We start from the raw sequence: 18,510 nt of genomic DNA, 5'->3' as shown, positions 1-18,510 counted from the left end.
TAGCGAATTGATCTTGTACCCTGGAATCTCTTTCATACCTGCGATCTTCTAAGCATTCCCCTTATTGTACGGGCAATCCTTTTGTCTATCGCCTTTGGACGCATACAGAAAATTTATTTCCCGGTGAAAGGGTTGGATTGTTAATTGGCTTAACTGTATAGTTTGGAGATTCTAAGGAAAATTCAAACCAATGTAGCAACGTAGCCATAATTAACATAATTTGCACTTCTGCCAAACCCTGCCCTAAGCATAGATGTGCGCCTGCACCAAAGGGGGCAAAAGCCCCACTTTGTTTGTGTTCGCTGCGCGGTGGCTGAAAGCGATCGATATCAAAATCACAGGGATTGGGGAAAAGTTGAGGTAAGAAATGTGGCACTGTCGTGGCAAGGATCAAATGGGTTCCTTTCTCAACCCGATAGCCTTTGAATGTAAAATCAGCGATCACATGGCGTTGAATCGCAGGAGCCGCAGGGTACATACGCAGCGTTTCCATTGCCGTACCATGGAGCGCGCTCAACCCGCGCAGTTGCTCGGCAGTGGGTATTCCCTCCCGAAATAGCAGATCGACCTCCTGTTGTACTCTTGCGAGCGTGTTAGGAGACTTTAACAGCGCGTAAAGCATGAAAGAACAGGTGTTGGCAACTGTATCGATCCCTGCAAGGTAGGGGCCGACAGCCGCAGCAACCATCTCAGTTTCAGAGAATAAACGCTGCTGCTGCTTAGAGTCAGCAATCAGATCGTCGATTAAATTGGGCTTCGCATGGTTGAGGTTTCCTTTGCGATGTTTGGCGATCGCGAGCCGAGCCAGTTCGAGCGTCCTTTGTTTGGCACGTTTGTAAGAGGGTTGCCACAGGAGAAATGCTGGCCATTGTTTGACAACGGTGACATTCAACGCGGTTTGTAAGAACTTGACCACATCGCTATGATACTCAGCGGGCGAGCAATCTGCGAGCAACATGCCTAACTGCTCGCAGATCAGTTTTTGCATAAAGGGTAAGACCTGCAGGCGCTGCGGCGATCGCAAATCTGCGGTGAGATTGCCCATTAATTGAATGATTTCTGGGAAAGCATGAATAATGGCATTGCGCGAATAGCTAGGTTGTAAAAATCGCCGTTGGCGTTGGTGGGCTTCGCCTTCCAATCCAACAAGCAAGTCCTTAACGCCTAGTTCTTGAGAAAATTCCTGCCAAAATTCTTTGCTACTGAGAAACTCGGTGCCGACTTGGTTGACAAACTGGTTAGCCTCTGTTCCCGCCAGCACTGTATATTGGCGATCGGCCGCCCGAACTCGGAAAATCGGGCCAATCTCATGATATTGCTTGACAAAGAAACCGAGGCTATCCGATCCGAGTTCCAGCGCACTCCCTAAAAAAGGGATACCTTTTACCAAAGGCGGCAGTGGCGCATTGTCAACTTCGCGCGACCAAACTACAGGATCTAGCATTGTCTTTACTCCCTAAATTAACTTTAGAACAAGAACTGCGTTCGCAATACTACTCCCCAAATCGTCGGATTGCTACTGAAGTTATTGGCGTTAAACGTAGCAAACAAAGAAGGTGTCAAAGTGATATATTTCATCATCGGATACGAATAGGTTAACTCTAGATCGTACTGCGTGCCACCATCGCCATTCCCCGATACGAGAAAATTGCGCCCAGAAAGTACTTGAAATGGAATGCTAAAGGAAAGCGTACCTAAAGCGCCTTCTTTGCCAAGATCGGGAAAGGCTAAACCAAACTGGAAAGCTTGAAGGCTAATATTCCCCCCAGAGATAGCTGGGTTTACGGGTGCAATGCGGTAATTACTATAGGAATAACGCCCGAATAAGCCAAAGGATTTCGTGAGCAGCCAATCAAAGTTAAAGACCAAGTTATCCCCTGTACTGTCTTGTAAGCTACCCCCAAGTCCATCATCCACAACCCCACGCGCTGAATAAGTTAAAAAGAACGGGAAGTTCGGTTGACCGAGGGGCGAAACAGGTGGTGCTTGGTTATACGTCCGACTGTAGAGAAACCGTAAATTTGCAGAATCGCTGGGGGAATAGGTGAGTTCGGCCAGAATTTGATTGGAACCGCCAAATAAGCCGCGATTGGGATTGCTAGAGCCATCACCCCCAAAGTATTGAAATGACGCATCGTTACGGGCAAGATAGCCTGCTTTTAATAGCAATTGATCGGACATGCGCCAACTCACGATCGCACCTGCCCCTGACAAGCCACTATTCGCGATGGTGCTTTGATAGGAGTTCAGTCCCCCTGCTCCATTCAGCACAGAGGTAAAGCGATTGACATCAAATTGGCGAAAAGGGAGAATGCGGGGACCAATCTGCACCTTGACATTATCGCTGATGGGAAAGCTATAAAAGAGTTCAAATAAACCCACGCTATTTGCTGGCAAGGGCACGACAGGATTGGAATCAGCATAGGGAACTGCAAATGTACTAGAAAAACCTGCGGAAGCATAGGCACTAGCAGGTGGACTGCCATTACCCATCGCTAAAATCAGGTTGAGCGTATCGCTTCCCGTAAACGAAGAGGTAAACAAGAGATAGGTGGAATGACTGAAGGTGGTGTTGGGCTTGTCTGTCACCGTGCCAACGATTGGGCTTCCAGTCAAGGGATTACGTGCAGCAAAGCGGGCAACGGGCACGCTACCAGGAATTGGCAAGCCTTCGGCACGGATATCGCCACCAGCAAAAACACTACTTACATTAAACGAACTGAGGATGTTTAGCTTTGTGGTTGTCGAGAATTGCTGGGCTTCAAGTCGGCTCGTTTTTGCCTCTAGCGCATCAACCCTACCTCTTAATACCGAGAGTTCGGCGGCAAATTCCTCTTGAAGCTTTTTGAGTGCTGCTAGATCCTCTTGACTGACTTTGTCTGCGAGTCCCGCACTCAAAATTTCATTGATTTTATCTAAACAGGCGTTCAGTCCAGCCGCAAATTCGTAGCGCGAGATCGCTTGTCGTCCACGATAGGTGCGATCGGGATATCCTGCGATACAGCCATAACGTTCCACCAGACTTTGCAGCGCCGTAAATGCCCAATCCGTGGCTTTTATGTCAGAAAGTTGCGATACCGAAGTGACCTGTGCTGACTGTTGCTTGGGGTCAGGAGTAACAACATGGTTGGGGATATAGTTGGGGATGCGGCGGGACGCATCCTGAAAGGAATCGCTTGGCTCTAAGGAAACAGGTTGAGCGGGAAGCGCGATCGCTATGCCTTTTACATTTCGATTTACATTTCGATCGGTTTCCAAAGCAAATGCTTTAGTACCAGTATCTGCAAAGGCTGTCAACATAACAGATATGGCAACAGTGGTAAAATAAATTTTGATATTCATACAAATTCCTCACACCTTTCCAACACATTCTTAAGCTAGTTTACCTGTAAGAATCACAGAAATCACTGTTTGAGTTTACAGGAATTGGCTTCAAAATCTACGATCTCCCTAGTCTCTATTCGTTGGATGGGGATGCGTAACTTGTGTGGCGATCGCATGTTTATGGGAAACATTAAATTATTTGCACAAGAAAAAGATCTATGTTCCAAACCAAACCCAATTTTACGCTCGCGATCGCCCTAGCCATTGCATGCATAACCATTCCCGATGGACTACGAACTACAGCTTTAATGAGCTTGGCTTTGCCTGCAAATTCGTCCAGTCAGGATGCAAAAATTGTGAATAAAGCCGACAAATCTGCTGAATGCAAAGCGTTTACCACGATCGTAGACAAGGCTTCGGGAGCCCGTAACACCATGGATCCTGCCGTGGCATTGCGTTATGTCGATGACTTAAAGCAAGATTTACTCGCACTGAAGGTCGAGGATGCCCAGCTTAAATCTTTACACGAACGCTATTTGCAATTTGCTGTAGATATGGGAGGGAAGTTGGAAAGAGTAAAACGCGACCAAGCCCAAGGAGATTATGCAGCATTGATGCAAGCAATGCCCATGTTAACCGCAACAGGCAATAAAGGCATCGATTTAGAACAAGAACTCTTACAGTACTGTGGGAAGTCTTAGGAGATTTCTATCCCAATAATCATTACCCCCCAAGATCGTCATTGACTGACGTCCGAAGTTCGTTTAATTCGGCATTCATATCTCTGATCTCGCTGACATCGCGCGCGATCGTAGAGAGATATTCAACATTGCCATCTTCAGACCTATGGGCAATGATTAACTGGGAAACAGGTATTTCTGTTCCTTGCGAACTTAAAAGTGTGGTTTCACCAGCCCAAAGCCCTTGCTCGATCGCGATCGGTATCCCTCGATCGAGCAGGATCTCTTTGGAAGCGCGATCGTGGAAATCGAAAAATAGCAGTTGCGACAGATCGGTATCTAGGGGAAGATTCCGTAATTGTCGCAATTGGGAATTAACCCAAAGTAGATGCCCTTCAAGATCGGTAATGGCTATACAGTCTGGAGAAACTTCTAGAATCGCAATCAGGCGAGTTTGCTCCTGCTTTAAGCGTTCTAATTCTTTTGCTTGCTGATATCGTCGCAGCGCTTCGGTTACGGTGAGGCAAAGATCGATATCATTCCATGGTTTAGAAATATAGCGATAAAGATTGGCATGGTTAACAGTATTACCCACGGCGTCAGCATTTGCCTGCCCAGTCAGCAGAACGTTTAACGTTTTAGGATAACGAGAATGTACCTTAATTAAAAGCTCGTCTCCTTTGAGCCCCGGCATAATGTGATCGGAAATTACAAGAGGAATATCAATTCCGTCAGCATGGAGTTCATCTAGCAACGTCAAGGCTTCCAATCCATTTTGGGCTATTTCGATATTGTAGTCATCTTGGAAATTGCAAATCAGCAGATCTCTGAGGCTCAACAAAACAGCTTTCTCATCATCTACACAGACAATTGTTGGTTTTATCGTTGTTTTCATAATCTTGAGGTTCCACTCTTACATCAAAGTTGTTGCATTTTGGAATGCTCTTGCTATAAGGCTTTAAAAAATTAAGTTTTATGTGATGAAAAAATAAAGACACTAACTATTGATTTCTTTCTGACCTGCCGCCCTTAGAAATTTTATGATTTTGTGACTCCTGATTATTTATTCGCTAAAAGCTGATTTTACAACTAAGAACAATCAATAATCTCATCATAAAAGGTTACGCTAAAAGTTGACTTCACCCATCTGGTAGGATATAGAATTTTTGCAAATCTAAAAGCTGCAAATTAAAACAAGTTTTGCAATGATATAGAGCGATCCTAATTTCACTAACACTTTCACTATAGCGAGCCTTAATTGTTTGTGAATGTAGGACGGGCTTCTAACTGCAGATAAGATGCCTGCGCTACAAATTATTTACAACTCATTTAGGATTGTTATAACACTTTCATCAACGCTGTTTGAATCTGGAGGAATGCAATGAGTCGGCAAAGTCTGAGTAACAGCGATCGCATTCCTCAAATAGATGGTTATCAGGTGACTGCAACGCTTTTCTTGGGCGTTAGAACCATGGTTTACCGAGCGGTTCGGCTCGCAGATGGAGCCCCTGTGGTACTAAAAATGCCAAGAGGCGATCGCCCTGCCATTCAAGACACCTTGCGATTGCGCAACCACTACACGATCGCCAAAAAACTAAATTTGTCAGGGGTGGTTCGCCCCATCGGTCTAGAAAGTTTTGGCAATCGCTTGGTTCTGGTGATGCCAGACGAACGATCGGTTACCCTTCAAGATTACGTTGCCACAGAACCTTTAGATTTAGCTAATTTTTTGCCGATCGCCGTGCAACTCGCCGAAATTCTGGATGGACTTTATCAACATCGCGCCATCCATAGAGACATCAAGCCATCAAATATCCTGATCGATCCGACAACCCATCAAGTCAAACTTACCGATTTTGGACTGGCTTCGCTTTTGCCCCAAGAGACCCAAGCCCTGCAAACCCCAAATATTTTAGAAGGAACGTTAGCCTATCTATCGCCCGAACAAACGGGTCGGATGAATCGGGGCATTGATTATCGCACGGATTTTTATTCATTAGGGGTGACGTTCTATCAGTTGCTATGCGGACAATTACCATTCCAAAGCGACGATCCGCTGGAATTGGTCTATAGCCATTTAGCAAGATCGCCAATCCCCTTGGAATCTCCCCATATACCGAAAGTTCTCTCGGATATTGTGATGAAATTGATGGCGAAAAATGCTGAGGATCGCTATCAGAGTGCGGTTGGATTAAAAGCAGATCTGAAAATCTGTCTAGAGAAGTTTACAAAGACAGGTGCGATCGCTGATTTTGTCTTGGGACAGGTGGACGATCTAGCTCGATTTAATATCCCTCAAAAGCTGTATGGCAGGCAAGATCAAATCAAAACGCTACTGGAAGTCTTCGATCGCATCAGTCAAGGTAGCTGTGAGTTGGTGTTGGTGAGGGGCTATTCGGGGGTAGGTAAAACCAGATTGATTCATGAGTTGCTGCGATCGCTCACCCGTCAAAAGGGATATTTCATCACAGGTAAATTCGATCAGTTCAAGCGAGATATCCCCCTAGATGCCTCGATGCAGGCTTGGCGAGGGTTAATGCGCCAGTTGCTAACCGAAAGCCAAGAGCGACTCCAATATTGGCGGGAAGCATTGCTTAAGGCCTTGGGCGTAAATGCCAGAGTCATCGTTGATGTAATTCCAGAATTAGCGCTGATTATTGGGCCACAACCACCTGTTCCCGAATTAGGCGCGATCGAGACCAGAAACCGCACAATCCGAACCTTTAACCAGTTCACTCAAGTTTTCCAAAGTCCCAATCATCCCGTAGTTGTGTTTATGGATGATGTTCAATGGATAGATATTGCATCCTGTCAGTCATTTCAAGGGTTTATGCAGAACCCTGAAAATCATCATTGGCTGACGATCGCTGCCTATCGAGATAATGAGGTTAGCGCTATTCACCCCTTTATACAAGCTGTGGCAGAAATGCGCAAAGCAGGGGTACCCGTGACTGAAATTGAGCTTGAGTCCTTAGATCTAGAAGATGTGAGCAAACTAGTGGCTGAGACACTCCATACTTCCGTGGAGTCTGTGAGGCTTTTAGCAGTGCTGCTATTTGAGAAAACAGCAGGCAATCCCTTTTTCTTGACCCAGTTGCTCAAGTCGCTATACGAGGAAGGATCGATCTGGTTTGAAGTGACATCCAACCATCAAAAGACAGAGGCAAGACTCGGTGAATGGCAATGGGATTTAGATCGAATTCAGCAACAGGATATTAGCGAGAATGTGGTCGATTTGATGATTGGCAAAATCACCCAATTATCAAAGTCAACCCAGAAAATATTGCAGTTGGCTGCTTGTATTGGCAATCCCTTTAATTTGCATATGTTGGCAACTGTAAGCGAGCGCTCCCTAACTCAAACGGCCCAAGAGTTATGGGAGGCGATCCAAACGAGTTTGATCGAGCCTGTGGGAGAAGGCTATCGCTTGGCGCAATCGTTGAATGCCGAGGAAATTGCTGAGGTTCTGGCGCAAGGTGAAGCGATCGGCTATCGCTTCCTACACGATCGCATCCAGCAAGCGGCCTACTCGCTGATTGCTGAAGACCAAAAACAGAAAATTCATCTAACCATCGGTCAGCTATTATTACGCGATTCTTCAACTAAAGAACGGGAAGAACAACTATTTGAAATCGTCAATCATTTGAATATCGGCAGAGATGCGATTCTCTCCGAGATGCGTACCGCCGCACAGACCCAAGAATGGGAAAATCTCGCCACATTGAACCTTGCTGCCGGGCGTAAAGCGAAAATGGCTACAGCCTTTGGTGCGGCGATCGGCTATCTCGCGATCGGCATCGCCCTTTTACCAGATCGTGCTTGGGAATGTCATTATCCCTTGGCGTTGGCACTGCATCAAGAAATTGCGGAAGCGAGTTGTCTTAATACCGATTTTGAGCAGATGGAACAATGGGCGAATATCGTTCTACGGCATGCTAAAAGTCTTCTAGATACGATCGCAGTTCAACAAATCCTGATTATTGGCGCTAAAGCAAAAGGAGAGCTTAAAGATGCCATTCGGATTGGTTTACAGGTGCTGTATTCCCTAGGTATCGAATTTCCAGAGCAACCCACTCAGACAGATATTCGACAGGCTTTTGGAGTGACGCGATCGCTCTGTGCAAACATCCCCACTCGGAATTTGTTAGATTTGCCAGCCATGGTCGATCCGCAGGTTTTGGCAGCAATGGAAATTTTGACAGCTTTAGTGTCTGCTGCCTATGCATCGACTCCTGCCTTAATGCCATTGCTGATTTTCAAGCAAGTCGAATTATCGATCCAATATGGCAATAGTCCAGTGTCTGTGTTTGCCTATGGTGGCTATGGCTTAATCCTATGTGGCATCATTGGCGATATCGAGCGTGGTTACGAGTTTGGAGAATTGGCATTAGACCTCCTAGAGCGATTCCAACTGCCATCCTTTAAAGCTCGCGCTGAGTTTGTAGTTAACCATTTGATTAAACATTGGAAAAATGCCCTATCTCAAACCTTACCAAGTTTGCGGGAAGCCTTTCTGAGTGGGCTGGAAAACGGAAATATTGAGATCGCCTGTTTGAGCGGTATGGCCTATAGCTGTCATGCCTATTATGCGGGGAAGGAGCTCACAGAACTGGTTCAGACGATGGATATTTATCGTCAAACAATCGAGCAATACAAACATGTTCCTACCCTACTTTGTCAAGAGATTTATCAACAAACCGTACTGAATTTGTTGGGGCAGACGGATGTTCCTTATCTCCTGAATGGCACGATCCTTAACTTGGAACGATCTCTTTCGCAACTACAAGCTCATAATAATCGCGGCGGATTTTTCCAGCTACATCTCAATCAAGCTATTCTTTATTATCTCTTTGGCAAAGATCGAGAGGCTGCCCAGACCTCTAACCAAGCCGCCCAATACCTAGACAGCAATGTATCTACGTTCTTAGTTCCCATCCATTCCTTTTTTGAGGCGCTAATTCAATTAACCCAATATGCAACGGCATCCCCAGAAGAGCGTTCGACAATTCTCGCTCAAGTGCAACAACATCAGGACAAATTGCACCATTGGGCAGCGATGGCTGCCGCAAACCATCAGCACCGTTACGAATTAGTGGCAGCCGAACGATATCGGATATTGGAAAGCAAAACCGAAGCCATAGAAGCCTACGATCGCGCGATCGCCAGTGCCAAGGAAAATAAATTTATGCAAGACGAAGCCCTAGCCAACGAACTTGTGGCGAAATTTTATCTTTATTGGGGTAAACCTAAAGTTGCCGCAAGCTATATGCAAGAGGCCTATGACTGCTATTGCCGTTGGGGAGCTAAGGCAAAATTAGTCGATCTAGAAACCCGTTATCCCCAGTTACTAACGTCAATAGTTCAAAATGGAACAGCTTCAATCGGGCTTGCTTTGGAAGGGGGAACTGATGACAGCAGCGATCGCATCCAAGCTAGTTCTTCTTCCGGTAGCAGCACCTCAACCCTGCTGGATCTAAATACCGCACTTAAAGCATCGCAAGCGATCTCCCAAGAAATCCATTTAGAGAAACTGCTGGCGAAATTGATGCATGTAGTCATGGAAAATACGGGCGCACAAACTGGAACGTTAATCTTGAAATCCCATGCAGACTGGCAAATCTCAGTTCGTGTCTCTATGACTGAATCCTGCCATATGGCATCTTTGCCCCTCGAAGGTAATTTGTTGGTTCCTTTGAGTGCGATCAACTATGTCATACGAACTCAAGAAGTTGCGGTCATCGATGATGTGGCAATGCCACATCCATTTAATTCCGATCCCTATTGGTTAAACCGATCGTGCAAAAGTGTATTTTGTTGTCCCATTTTAAATCAAGGAAAGTTGATTGGGGTTTTGTATTTAGAAAATCAAATTACAGCAGGAGCTTTTACACGCGATCGCCAAGAACTGATGCAACTGATCGCCGCCCAAGCGGCAATTTCGATCGAAAACGCCCAACTTTATCAGACATTAGAACAAAAAGTAGAAGAGCGCACTCAAGAGCTATCTCAGGCACTAACTGACTTACAAACTACCCAAGCAGAACTGATTCAATCTGAGAAAATGGCAGCCCTCGGACAACTCACCGCCAGTGTTGCCCACGAGATCAACACGCCCTTGGGTGTAATTCGCTGTGCCACGGGCAATATTGTGACAGCTTTAGCGACTACTCTTCAGCAATTGCCTGCAATGATGCAACGCCTATCTCTTCCACAACAAACAGAATTTCTAGATTTGGTCAATACCGCAATTCAAAATCAAAAGCAACAGTCCCTCTCTACCCAAGAAGAACGACAACTAAGGCGGCAACTGCAAATTGAACTATCAGAACGAGGACTTAGCGATGCCGCAGGACTTGCCACTAAACTCACCCTGTTGAATGTGGGAAAGGATTTACATCTCTATCAGCGTATCCTGCAAGATCCAAACTGCTCAAACATCTTACAACTGGCTTACAGTTTGGTCATGCAACAACTAAATGCTAACAACATCCAGCATGAAGTCGATCGCGCTGCCAAGATTGTATTTGCGCTCAAAACCTACAGCCATCGCAGCGAAACAGGCGAGAAGAGTCTCACCCAAATTACTGAAAGTATCGAAGTGGGCCTGACACTGTACCAAAACCGACTGAAACAGGGAATTGAGGTTATCCGTTGCTATGCTGAAGTCCCACCGATTCTCTGCGACCCTGACGAACTTACGCAAGTATGGGTAAATTTAATCGACAATGCTATCTATGCCATGGGACAGCAGGGAACGCTAGAAGTTGTGGTAACTCAACAGGCAGATCGCGCGATCGCACAGATTATCGATTCAGGCTCGGGGATTCCTTTAGAACTGCAAGCCAAGATCTTTGAGCCGTTTGTAACCACCAAGCCTAGGGGAGAAGGCAGTGGACTAGGACTAGACATCGTGAGACAAATCGTCCAAAAGCATGATGGCGAGATTGAAGTTCAGAGTCAGCCTGGTCGAACCATGTTTTCAGTTAGTTTTCCGCTAGCCGATGCTTATAGTAACCTCAGTTCGGGATAAGAAAATCTAAAACCCTTTATCTAAGGTTATTGAATCTATAGATGCTAAATTCTCACAAATAAATCCTATTCATCCAATAAATCTGGGCGAGCACGCCCTATATTTGTCTCATATTCCTTATCCCGAATTCACGTTGACTACCCAAATCGAGCAGATGGGGGTTAGTTTTCATAGACATATTTCACGCCCAAATGTTCTGTGAGTTTCTGTAAAATGACTTCCTCTTCGTAGGGCTTGCGAATAAAATCATCACAACCCACAGCCAGAACTCTCGTGCGATCTTCTTCAAAGGCACTCGCGGTAAGTGCCAAAATCTTAATCGGAGATTGTTGCTCCTGACGTTCCCTTGCCCGAATTTGCGAAGTCGCCATATAGCCATCCATCTCAGGCATGCGCATATCCATCCAAATTAAGTGGGGTTGCCAGCTATTCCAGAGCGCGATCGCTTCCCGCCCATTTCCTGCTTCTTTGACTTCAAAGCCTAAAAGTTGTAAAAATTTAACCAAAGGTTGGCGGTTTGCCCAGAGGTCGTCCACCACTAAAATGCGGTATTTGGTTTGATAGGGAGCTAATGCGATCGCTTTGCGAGTGGGGTGCGGATTTGGGTTTTGAGATTGCTTAAATGGCACAAAAAACCTAAAAATAGAGCCACTTCCTAGTTGGCTTTCAGCCGTAAGTAAACCGCCCATTAATTCCACAAATTGACGGCTAATGGGCAAGCCTAAGCCTGTTCCCTCTTGACGAGGATCTTTTCGCTTAGACTGGATAAAAGGTTGAAATAAAGTTTCAATTTCATCAGCTTCAATCCCAGAACCTGTATCTTCTACTTCAAAAAATATTCGATCGCGATCGCTGGTCACCCTCAGGGTCACGCTTCCGGTATCGGTAAATTTGATCGCATTTCCAATCAAATTGATCAGAACTTGGGTTAACTTCCCTTTATCTGTCTCCACATATCGGGGCAGATCGTCAGAGGACTTGAGCAGTTTTAGCTGAAGACCTTTAAACTGTGCTTGACGATGAAACATGCCTTCTAGCTTATCTAGAAGTTCATATAAATCAAAACTGTCAGCCTTGAAGGTAACTTGACCCGATTCAATGCGAGCCATTTCCAAAATGTCATTGATTAAACTTAAGAGATGATTGCCACTCGTATTAATATGCTCCACTTCCTCTCTCTGCTCTCGATCGAGAGAATCATCGGCTGCCAAAAGTTGACTAAATCCCAAAATTATATTGAGAGGAGTACGCAGTTCGTGACTCATATTAGAAAGAAACGTGGTTTTAGCACGGTTTGCTGATTCGGCAGCCTCTTTCGCTGTGGTTAATTGCGCCGTGCGTTCTTCAACTCGAATTTCCAACTCTGCATTGATTTGTTTGAGCGTGCTGATGTCTCGCATGATCGTAGAGAGATGTTGGACATACCCATCCTCTGATTTATGAGCAATGATTAGCTGAGATACAGGTATTTCAGTACCTTCCAAGGTGGAAATCGTTGTTTCCCCCACCCAAATTCCTTTTTTAATGGCAGTGGGTACGCCTTGACCGAGCACGATCGCTTTAGAAGCATCAGAATTAAAATCAGAAAGTACCAACTGAGATAGGTCGCTTTCGGGAGGTAGACCGCGTAACTGTCTCAACTGAAAGTTTACCCAAAGTATGCGCCCTTCAATATTTGTGATCGCAATGAAATCTGGAGATGCTTCCAGAATCGCAATCAGGCGGGCTTGCTCTTGTTCTAATTGCTTGCGTTGGCTAATATTCTCAGCAATACCTACAATACGATAGGTATGACCTGCCTCATCTTGAACGGGGAAGCCGCGATCGCGAATCCAGTAGATCTCCCCATCAGGGCGGACAATACGATATTCCTCAACATACTTGTTTTGAACTTGGTTGGAGAATACATTTTGCATGCGATCGCGATCGTCAGGATGAATGGTTTCTAACCATTGCTGAGGATGGGCATAGGTATGCTCACAGGACATACCCCAAACCTGTTCAAAGCTAGGACTGAGATAAATTACTTTACTCCTTTGGGGATTGGTAACCCAAAAGACCTCATCAATAGTTTCTGCCAATTGTCGGAACCGTTCTTCGCTTTGGCGTAGTGTGGCTTGGGACAGTTCTAGTTCGTTATCTTGCTGATATCGGCGGAGGGCTTCTGTTACAGTGAGGCAGAGATCGGTATCGTTCCAAGGTTTAGCAATATAGCGATAGAGGCTAGCAAAGTTAACGGCATTGCCTACAGCATCAGCATTCGCTTGTCCAGTCAATAGGACATTAAGGGTTTTAGGAAAGCGAGAATGTACCCTGATTAAAAACTCATCTCCCTTGATCCCAGGCATGATGTGATCGGAAATCACGAGCGGAACATCAACACCCTCAGCACGAAGTTCGTCAAGCAATTCTAAGGCTTCCAAGCCATCCTGTGCGAGTTCGATATTATAGTCATTGTGAAAGTTTCGAGTCAATTGATCTCTCAGACTCAATAAAACGGCGCGATCGTCATCTACACAGAGAATTGTTGGTTGCATTGTTGTTTTCATGATTCGTGAGTCCCACCCTTATGTTAAATTACTACATCCACCCGTATTTATCAATTTAGCGAATAACTTGGTTCATATACTTCTTGCTCCTTACGTAATGCTCATGTCAATCAAACTTTTGTTTAACCCATAATTTATCTAAAAATCATTTCTTAAGTATTGGAATGCGAACGGTAAATTTAGTCCTGCCCACTCGGCTTTCCACCTCAATCGTCCCACTATGTTTATGGATGATTTTGCGAACGATATCTAACCCTAATCCACTACCTTCTCCAATCGGTTTTGTTGTAAAAAATGGCTCAAATATCTTCCCTTGAATATCTGGTGGAATACCACAGCCTGAGTCAATAATCTCAACCACAACGTGACGATCTTGCTTTTCCACTTGAATCTCTAATTCACCTCTATACTTCATCGCTTGGATCGCATTATGAATGAGATTTGTCCAAACTTGATTGAGTTCTTCGGGATAACAAAGAATAGGAGGAACTTCGCCGTATCTCTTGACGACCTCAATGCCCTGTTTAATCAAGTGTTGGTAAATCGTCAAAACAATATCTATACCCTCCGTAATCGATGTCAGCGTCATCGTGCCTGAGTTGTTATAGCGAGAATAACTCTTGAGGGCAAACACAATTTTGGCAGCTTGCTCGGCCGCAAAAGTAATGTTTTTTGTATTGGATTGGATTGTAGAGAGGTTATAGGCAGTTTCGATGATAAAGGAATTATTGTGTTCTTGAAGCAATGGCAATAAGGGCGTCAAATCTTGAGAAACACTCATACGGCTGAGATAATCGCCTAGGGTTTCAGCATTGGCGATCGCGTGATTCGTTAGCTCAACAGTCAGTTGGCGTCTAAGTTGACGCTCTTCGCGAAAAGAGAGAGAATGATGAGTCGCTTTTACAGTTGTGAGCAGTGATAAAAAGTCAGCCCAACGCTCGTCAGATAGCTGTTGCATCACTTGAGGTAAGTTGTGTAATGAACTGTCTAGCGCCATCGTAACGTTTTTGATCGAGGACTGAATCACCCCTAAGGGTGTATTTATTTCATGGGCGACCCCTGCCACCAATTGTCCTAAAATTGCCATCTTTTCTGATTGAATCAGCTCAGTCTGGGCGTTTTGGAGTTGCTTAAGGGTTAATTCTAGCTCTCGGTTTTTTTGCTGAATGGCTTCTTCTGACTGTTTGCGCTCTGTAATATCTGTAATCGTGCCCACATAGCCCGTGATACTGCCATCTACACCCATCTCGGCGATCGCTTGAGCGACCAGCCAAGTAATGGTTTTGTCAGGTTTCTGAAAGCGGCATTCGGTTAAAAAGGGAACTCCTGCCTGTGCTGCTTCATACCACTCCCTGGCGATGCGATCGCGCTCTTCTGGATGTAGCGCCTCGATCCAATTAGGGCCTGCTACTTCCTCTGGAGAGAGCCCCGACATCTCGCACCAACGTGAATTGACATAGAGGCAGTTCCCTGAAGTATCCGTACGAAAGACGCCCACAGGGGAAAACTCGGTCAAGGTGGCATAACGTTGCTCGCTTTCCCGCAACGCTGTTTCAGTAAGTTTGCGATCGGTAATATCTTGGGCAGTCCCGAGAATTTTAGTCACTCGATGATTTTCATCCCTCGCAAACACAACTTCCTGCGATCGCAGCCAGCGCCAAGAACCTTTTTTATGACGCATGCGAAACTCATTGCTCAAGATTTCACCATCCTTCGCCCGTTCCCAAAAGCTGGTATTGCTAATTAGCAAAGGCAAATCGTCAGGATGTAGGATGTCTGCAAAAAGGCTCGAACCATGCTGGGAAAATTCTTCAGGCTCGTAACCGAGAATATTGATGGCTTGTCGATTGGTATAGAGATTTTGATTGACAATCGGATCGTAGATATATAGAAGCTGCGGCGAACTATTGGCAACCTGCTCGATAAAGTGGTTACTTGCCTGCAATTCTGCTTCAGCTTGCTTGCGATCGCTAATATCGGTCACCGTTCCCACATAGCCAAGAAGCTCGCCATTAGAGTCAGTTTCGGGTATCACCTGAGCGTAGAACCAGATTTGAGTGCCATCGGGTCGAAGATACCTCGCTTCCCCCTTGTAAAAGCCTCCCTGCTGCATGGCTTGACTCCATTCCATCATCAGCCGACCGCGATCTTCAGGGTGCACCGCATCTACCCACCCCATTTTCATCCCTGCCTCTGCGGATCTGCCTGCCATTTCGCACCAGCGATCGTTAACATAAACGCATTCCCCCGAAGCATCAAACCGAAAAATGCCGACGGGGGCAGCCTCGGTAAGCGTGGCATAGCGACGTTCGCTCTCGCGCAGAGCAATTTCTACGCGCTTGCGCTCGGTAATGTTCATAGAGATACCAGCAGTACCAATTGCCTCGTTAGAATCATTGACGATCGGAGTTTTAATCGTCTCAATCCATAGTTCTCTTCCATCTGTAGTGATGAGACGTTCTTCTACGCGCTTTTGTTTGCCAGATTTCATAACCTCGCGATCGTCACGGCGATAAGCTTTAGCTAACTCGCGAGGCCAAATATCCAGATCGGTCAGCCCAACCAGTTGAGAAGGAGTATTGCCAGAGGTTTGGGCAAATGGCTCGTTAACTGCCAGAAAGCGCCCCTCAGCATCTTTGAGCCAAGCAATATGGGGAATGTTATTGAGGAGTGAGAGCACCTGCTGTTCGCGAATTTTAGCAAGTTCCTCACTTTTCTTGAGAGCTTGCTCGTTGCTTTTGCGATCGGTGATATCTCGGCAAATAGAGATCTGTAGGGTTTCGTCAAGCAAATCGATGCTGTTGGCACTGACTTCGACATCACAGATCGAACCGTCCTTACGACGATGGCGGGTTTCAAACTTGACGCTCTTCTTTTTGAGTTTAAATTCCTGCGTTCCTCTCTTTATCTCCTCTGGTGTCCATTTAGCATCCCAATCAATCACATTGAGCTTTGTGACTTCCTCTGGGTTGTAGCCGAGTATCTTAGCGAAACTTGGGTTAGATTCAATCACATTGCCATTTTCGTCGATCACGACAATCCCGTCAAAGGAAGCGTCAAGGAGCAGTTTACTGCGTTTCAACTCTTGTTCGAGGGCTATTTCTGCCTGTTTGCGGGCTTGGATATCTTCGACGATCACCACGAAATATTGTGGTAATCCAGAGGCGTCGCGAATCAGCGATCCAGTCAGATTAATCCACCTTAACTGCCCATCCTTGCAGACATAGCGCTTTTCGAGTGAGAGCGTGGAAACATCTCCGTCCAGAAGTTGCTGGTAATCTACTAATTCTCGTTTAAGGTCATCTATATAGGTAATCTCTTTGAAGGTTTTTTCTAAAAGTTCAGCTTCGGTATATCCAACGAGTTCGCAAAAGCGTTGGTTTGCTTGAAAGAATTGTCCAGAGAGAGAGGAGCGTACAATGCCCACAGCAGCTTGTTCAAACACAGACCGAAAACGCTGTTCGCTTTCTAAAAGTGCGATTTCTGCCTGTTTGCGATCGCTAATATCGATCTGAATGCCAGCCATTCTATGACGATTGTGTTTTGTATCGATCCTGCCCGAACTACTCAACCAGCGAACCTTACCATTGGGTAAGAGAACGCGATATTCCATTATTAACTCTGTCTGCCCTTGATAGACTTTTGCCGCAGATGCTACAATTCTGTCGAGATCGTCAGGGTGAACTGCCCTCATCCAAGTATCATAGCTAGGTTCGCAACTATTAGGCTCGTATCCCAATAAGATAAAGTTGCGATCTGACCAAAAATTTTGATTTGTTTGTAGATCCCATTCCCAAGTACCAGCCTTTGCCCCATACAGTGCTAGGGCGAGGCGTTCTTCGCTTTCGCGCAAGGCTTGTTCCGCTTGCTTGCGAGCTGTGATATCGCGAACGACGATTAGAACCTCGCGATCGCCGCAGAGTGTAATTCTGACTTCCTCGGTTTGAGCGCGATCGTCTACAATAACTTCTTGCTCGTAAATCTGGAGCGTCCCAGTTTCGATTGCCTTGGCGATCGCTTGCATTCGTCTTTGGGCCAAGTCGGGCGGTAAGCTTTGATCGACCCGCGTACCAATAAAATCACCACTCTTGCCTATTACCTTAAAGGTTTCGGTAGAGATAAAGTCCAAGTAAGTGCCATGTTCGCTCACCCGCATGACTAGATCGGGTAGGGCGCTTAGTAAAGCTTGGTTTTTTGCCTCACTTTGGCGGAGTGCCTTTTCTGTCTTCCTGCGATCGCTCAGTTCATTTTGCAGTTCTTGATTGACTTGCTCTAATTGAATGTTTTTAGATTCGAGCCGTTTGGTGAGGTTACGTAGCTCTAGGTGTACTTTTACCCTTGCTAATAGCTCTTGTGCCTGAAAGGGTTTAGAGATAAAGTCAACGGCTCCTAAAGCAAAGCCTTTGACCTTATCTACCATGTCATTCAAGGCAGTCATAAAAATAATGGGAATTTCCTTGATTTTAGGAATTTCCTTGATGCGGCGGCAGGTCTCAAACCCATCTATCCCCGGCATTAAAACATCTAGCAAGATCAGATCGATATGAGCATATTGAGCCTGCTCGATCGCTATTTCCCCATCCGTCGCAACAGAGACTTCGTACCCTAAATCTGTAAGCATTTGAGACAATACCATGAGATTATTGGGGTTATCGTCCACAATTAAGATAGTCTCACGCTCATTCTCAATGTCATGCATGGATCTTGGTAGTTCAGTAAAGGAATAAAGGCTATGGCTCAAGTTCAACGATTTGGCGATCGCCTCAATTTAAAGATTTCTCCAAATTAAGTTTCTTCATAAATAGATTAAGATTTAAATTATTTTATGCTGCTTTCTTAAAAAAGCAGCTTTTTGCGGCACAAAAGTAATCAAAAATTTATCATATCCATTTCAAGGAAAGCCCGACTTCACCCGATCGGGTGAAGT

Annotated in this window: 7 protein-coding genes; 2 read left to right on the top strand and 5 right to left on the bottom strand. The window is 45.5% G+C overall.

Annotated features, from left to right (window positions below; all coding sequences use genetic code 11):
• Positions 1-85: 85 nt before the first annotated feature.
• Positions 86-1,444 carry a cytochrome P450 gene (locus V2H45_RS13305; protein WP_330484128.1) on the bottom strand — a complete coding sequence of 453 codons (1,359 nt, stop codon included), beginning with the start codon at positions 1,442-1,444 and terminating at the stop codon, positions 86-88.
• Between the two features lie 23 nt (positions 1,445-1,467).
• The gene (locus tag V2H45_RS13300; protein WP_330484127.1) at positions 1,468-3,342 is read right to left on the bottom strand and encodes an iron uptake porin; all 1,875 of its coding nucleotides are present in this window, start codon (positions 3,340-3,342) and stop codon (positions 1,468-1,470) included.
• Between the two features lie 200 nt (positions 3,343-3,542).
• On the opposite strand from V2H45_RS13300, the gene V2H45_RS13295 reads away from it, so the two are divergent.
• Positions 3,543-4,025: a hypothetical protein gene (locus V2H45_RS13295; RefSeq protein ID WP_330484126.1), complete on the top strand. Its 483-nt coding sequence runs from the start codon at positions 3,543-3,545 to the stop codon at positions 4,023-4,025.
• A 22-nt stretch (positions 4,026-4,047) separates the two neighbouring features.
• Here V2H45_RS13295 and V2H45_RS13290 read toward each other — a convergent pair whose 3' ends face one another.
• Complete coding sequence (locus V2H45_RS13290) at positions 4,048-4,899, bottom strand: response regulator (RefSeq protein WP_330484125.1); 852 nt, start codon at positions 4,897-4,899, stop codon at positions 4,048-4,050.
• Positions 4,900-5,385: 486 nt separating this feature from the next.
• Between V2H45_RS13290 and V2H45_RS13285 the strand changes: the two genes are divergently transcribed.
• Positions 5,386-11,034, top strand: a complete 5,649-nt coding sequence (locus V2H45_RS13285) for a trifunctional serine/threonine-protein kinase/ATP-binding protein/sensor histidine kinase (RefSeq protein WP_330484124.1) — start codon at positions 5,386-5,388, stop codon at positions 11,032-11,034.
• Positions 11,035-11,195: 161 nt separating this feature from the next.
• Here the strand turns inward: V2H45_RS13285 and V2H45_RS13280 are convergent, their stop codons facing one another.
• Entirely contained in the window at positions 11,196-13,583 is a 2,388-nt protein-coding gene (locus V2H45_RS13280) for a response regulator (protein ID WP_330484123.1), read from the bottom strand.
• A 145-nt stretch (positions 13,584-13,728) separates the two neighbouring features.
• On the bottom strand, positions 13,729-18,282 hold the full coding sequence (locus tag V2H45_RS13275; protein WP_330484122.1) for a PAS domain S-box protein: 4,554 nt from the start codon (positions 18,280-18,282) through the stop codon (positions 13,729-13,731).
• Positions 18,283-18,510 lie beyond the last annotated feature (228 nt).

The organism is Tumidithrix elongata BACA0141, assembly GCF_036349135.1.
Taxonomy (GTDB): Bacteria; Cyanobacteriota; Cyanobacteriia; order Pseudanabaenales; family Pseudanabaenaceae; genus Tumidithrix; species Tumidithrix elongata.
The sequence above is the reverse complement of the archived record's forward strand: the minus strand, read 5'-3'. Positions and strand labels throughout refer to the sequence as shown.

What these genes read in the sequence shown, in the direction of transcription:
- V2H45_RS13280 (WP_330484123.1), bottom strand. Translation starts at nt 13,583, where the DNA reads ATGAAAACAACAATGCAACCAACAATTCTCTGTGTAGATGACGATCGC.
- V2H45_RS13275 (WP_330484122.1), bottom strand. Translation starts at nt 18,282, where the DNA reads ATGCATGACATTGAGAATGAGCGTGAGACTATCTTAATTGTGGACGAT.
- V2H45_RS13300 (WP_330484127.1), bottom strand. Translation starts at nt 3,342, where the DNA reads ATGAATATCAAAATTTATTTTACCACTGTTGCCATATCTGTTATGTTG.
- V2H45_RS13285 (WP_330484124.1), top strand. Translation starts at nt 5,386, where the DNA reads ATGAGTCGGCAAAGTCTGAGTAACAGCGATCGCATTCCTCAAATAGAT.
- V2H45_RS13305 (WP_330484128.1), bottom strand. Translation starts at nt 1,444, where the DNA reads ATGCTAGATCCTGTAGTTTGGTCGCGCGAAGTTGACAATGCGCCACTG.
- V2H45_RS13295 (WP_330484126.1), top strand. Translation starts at nt 3,543, where the DNA reads ATGTTCCAAACCAAACCCAATTTTACGCTCGCGATCGCCCTAGCCATT.
- V2H45_RS13290 (WP_330484125.1), bottom strand. Translation starts at nt 4,899, where the DNA reads ATGAAAACAACGATAAAACCAACAATTGTCTGTGTAGATGATGAGAAA.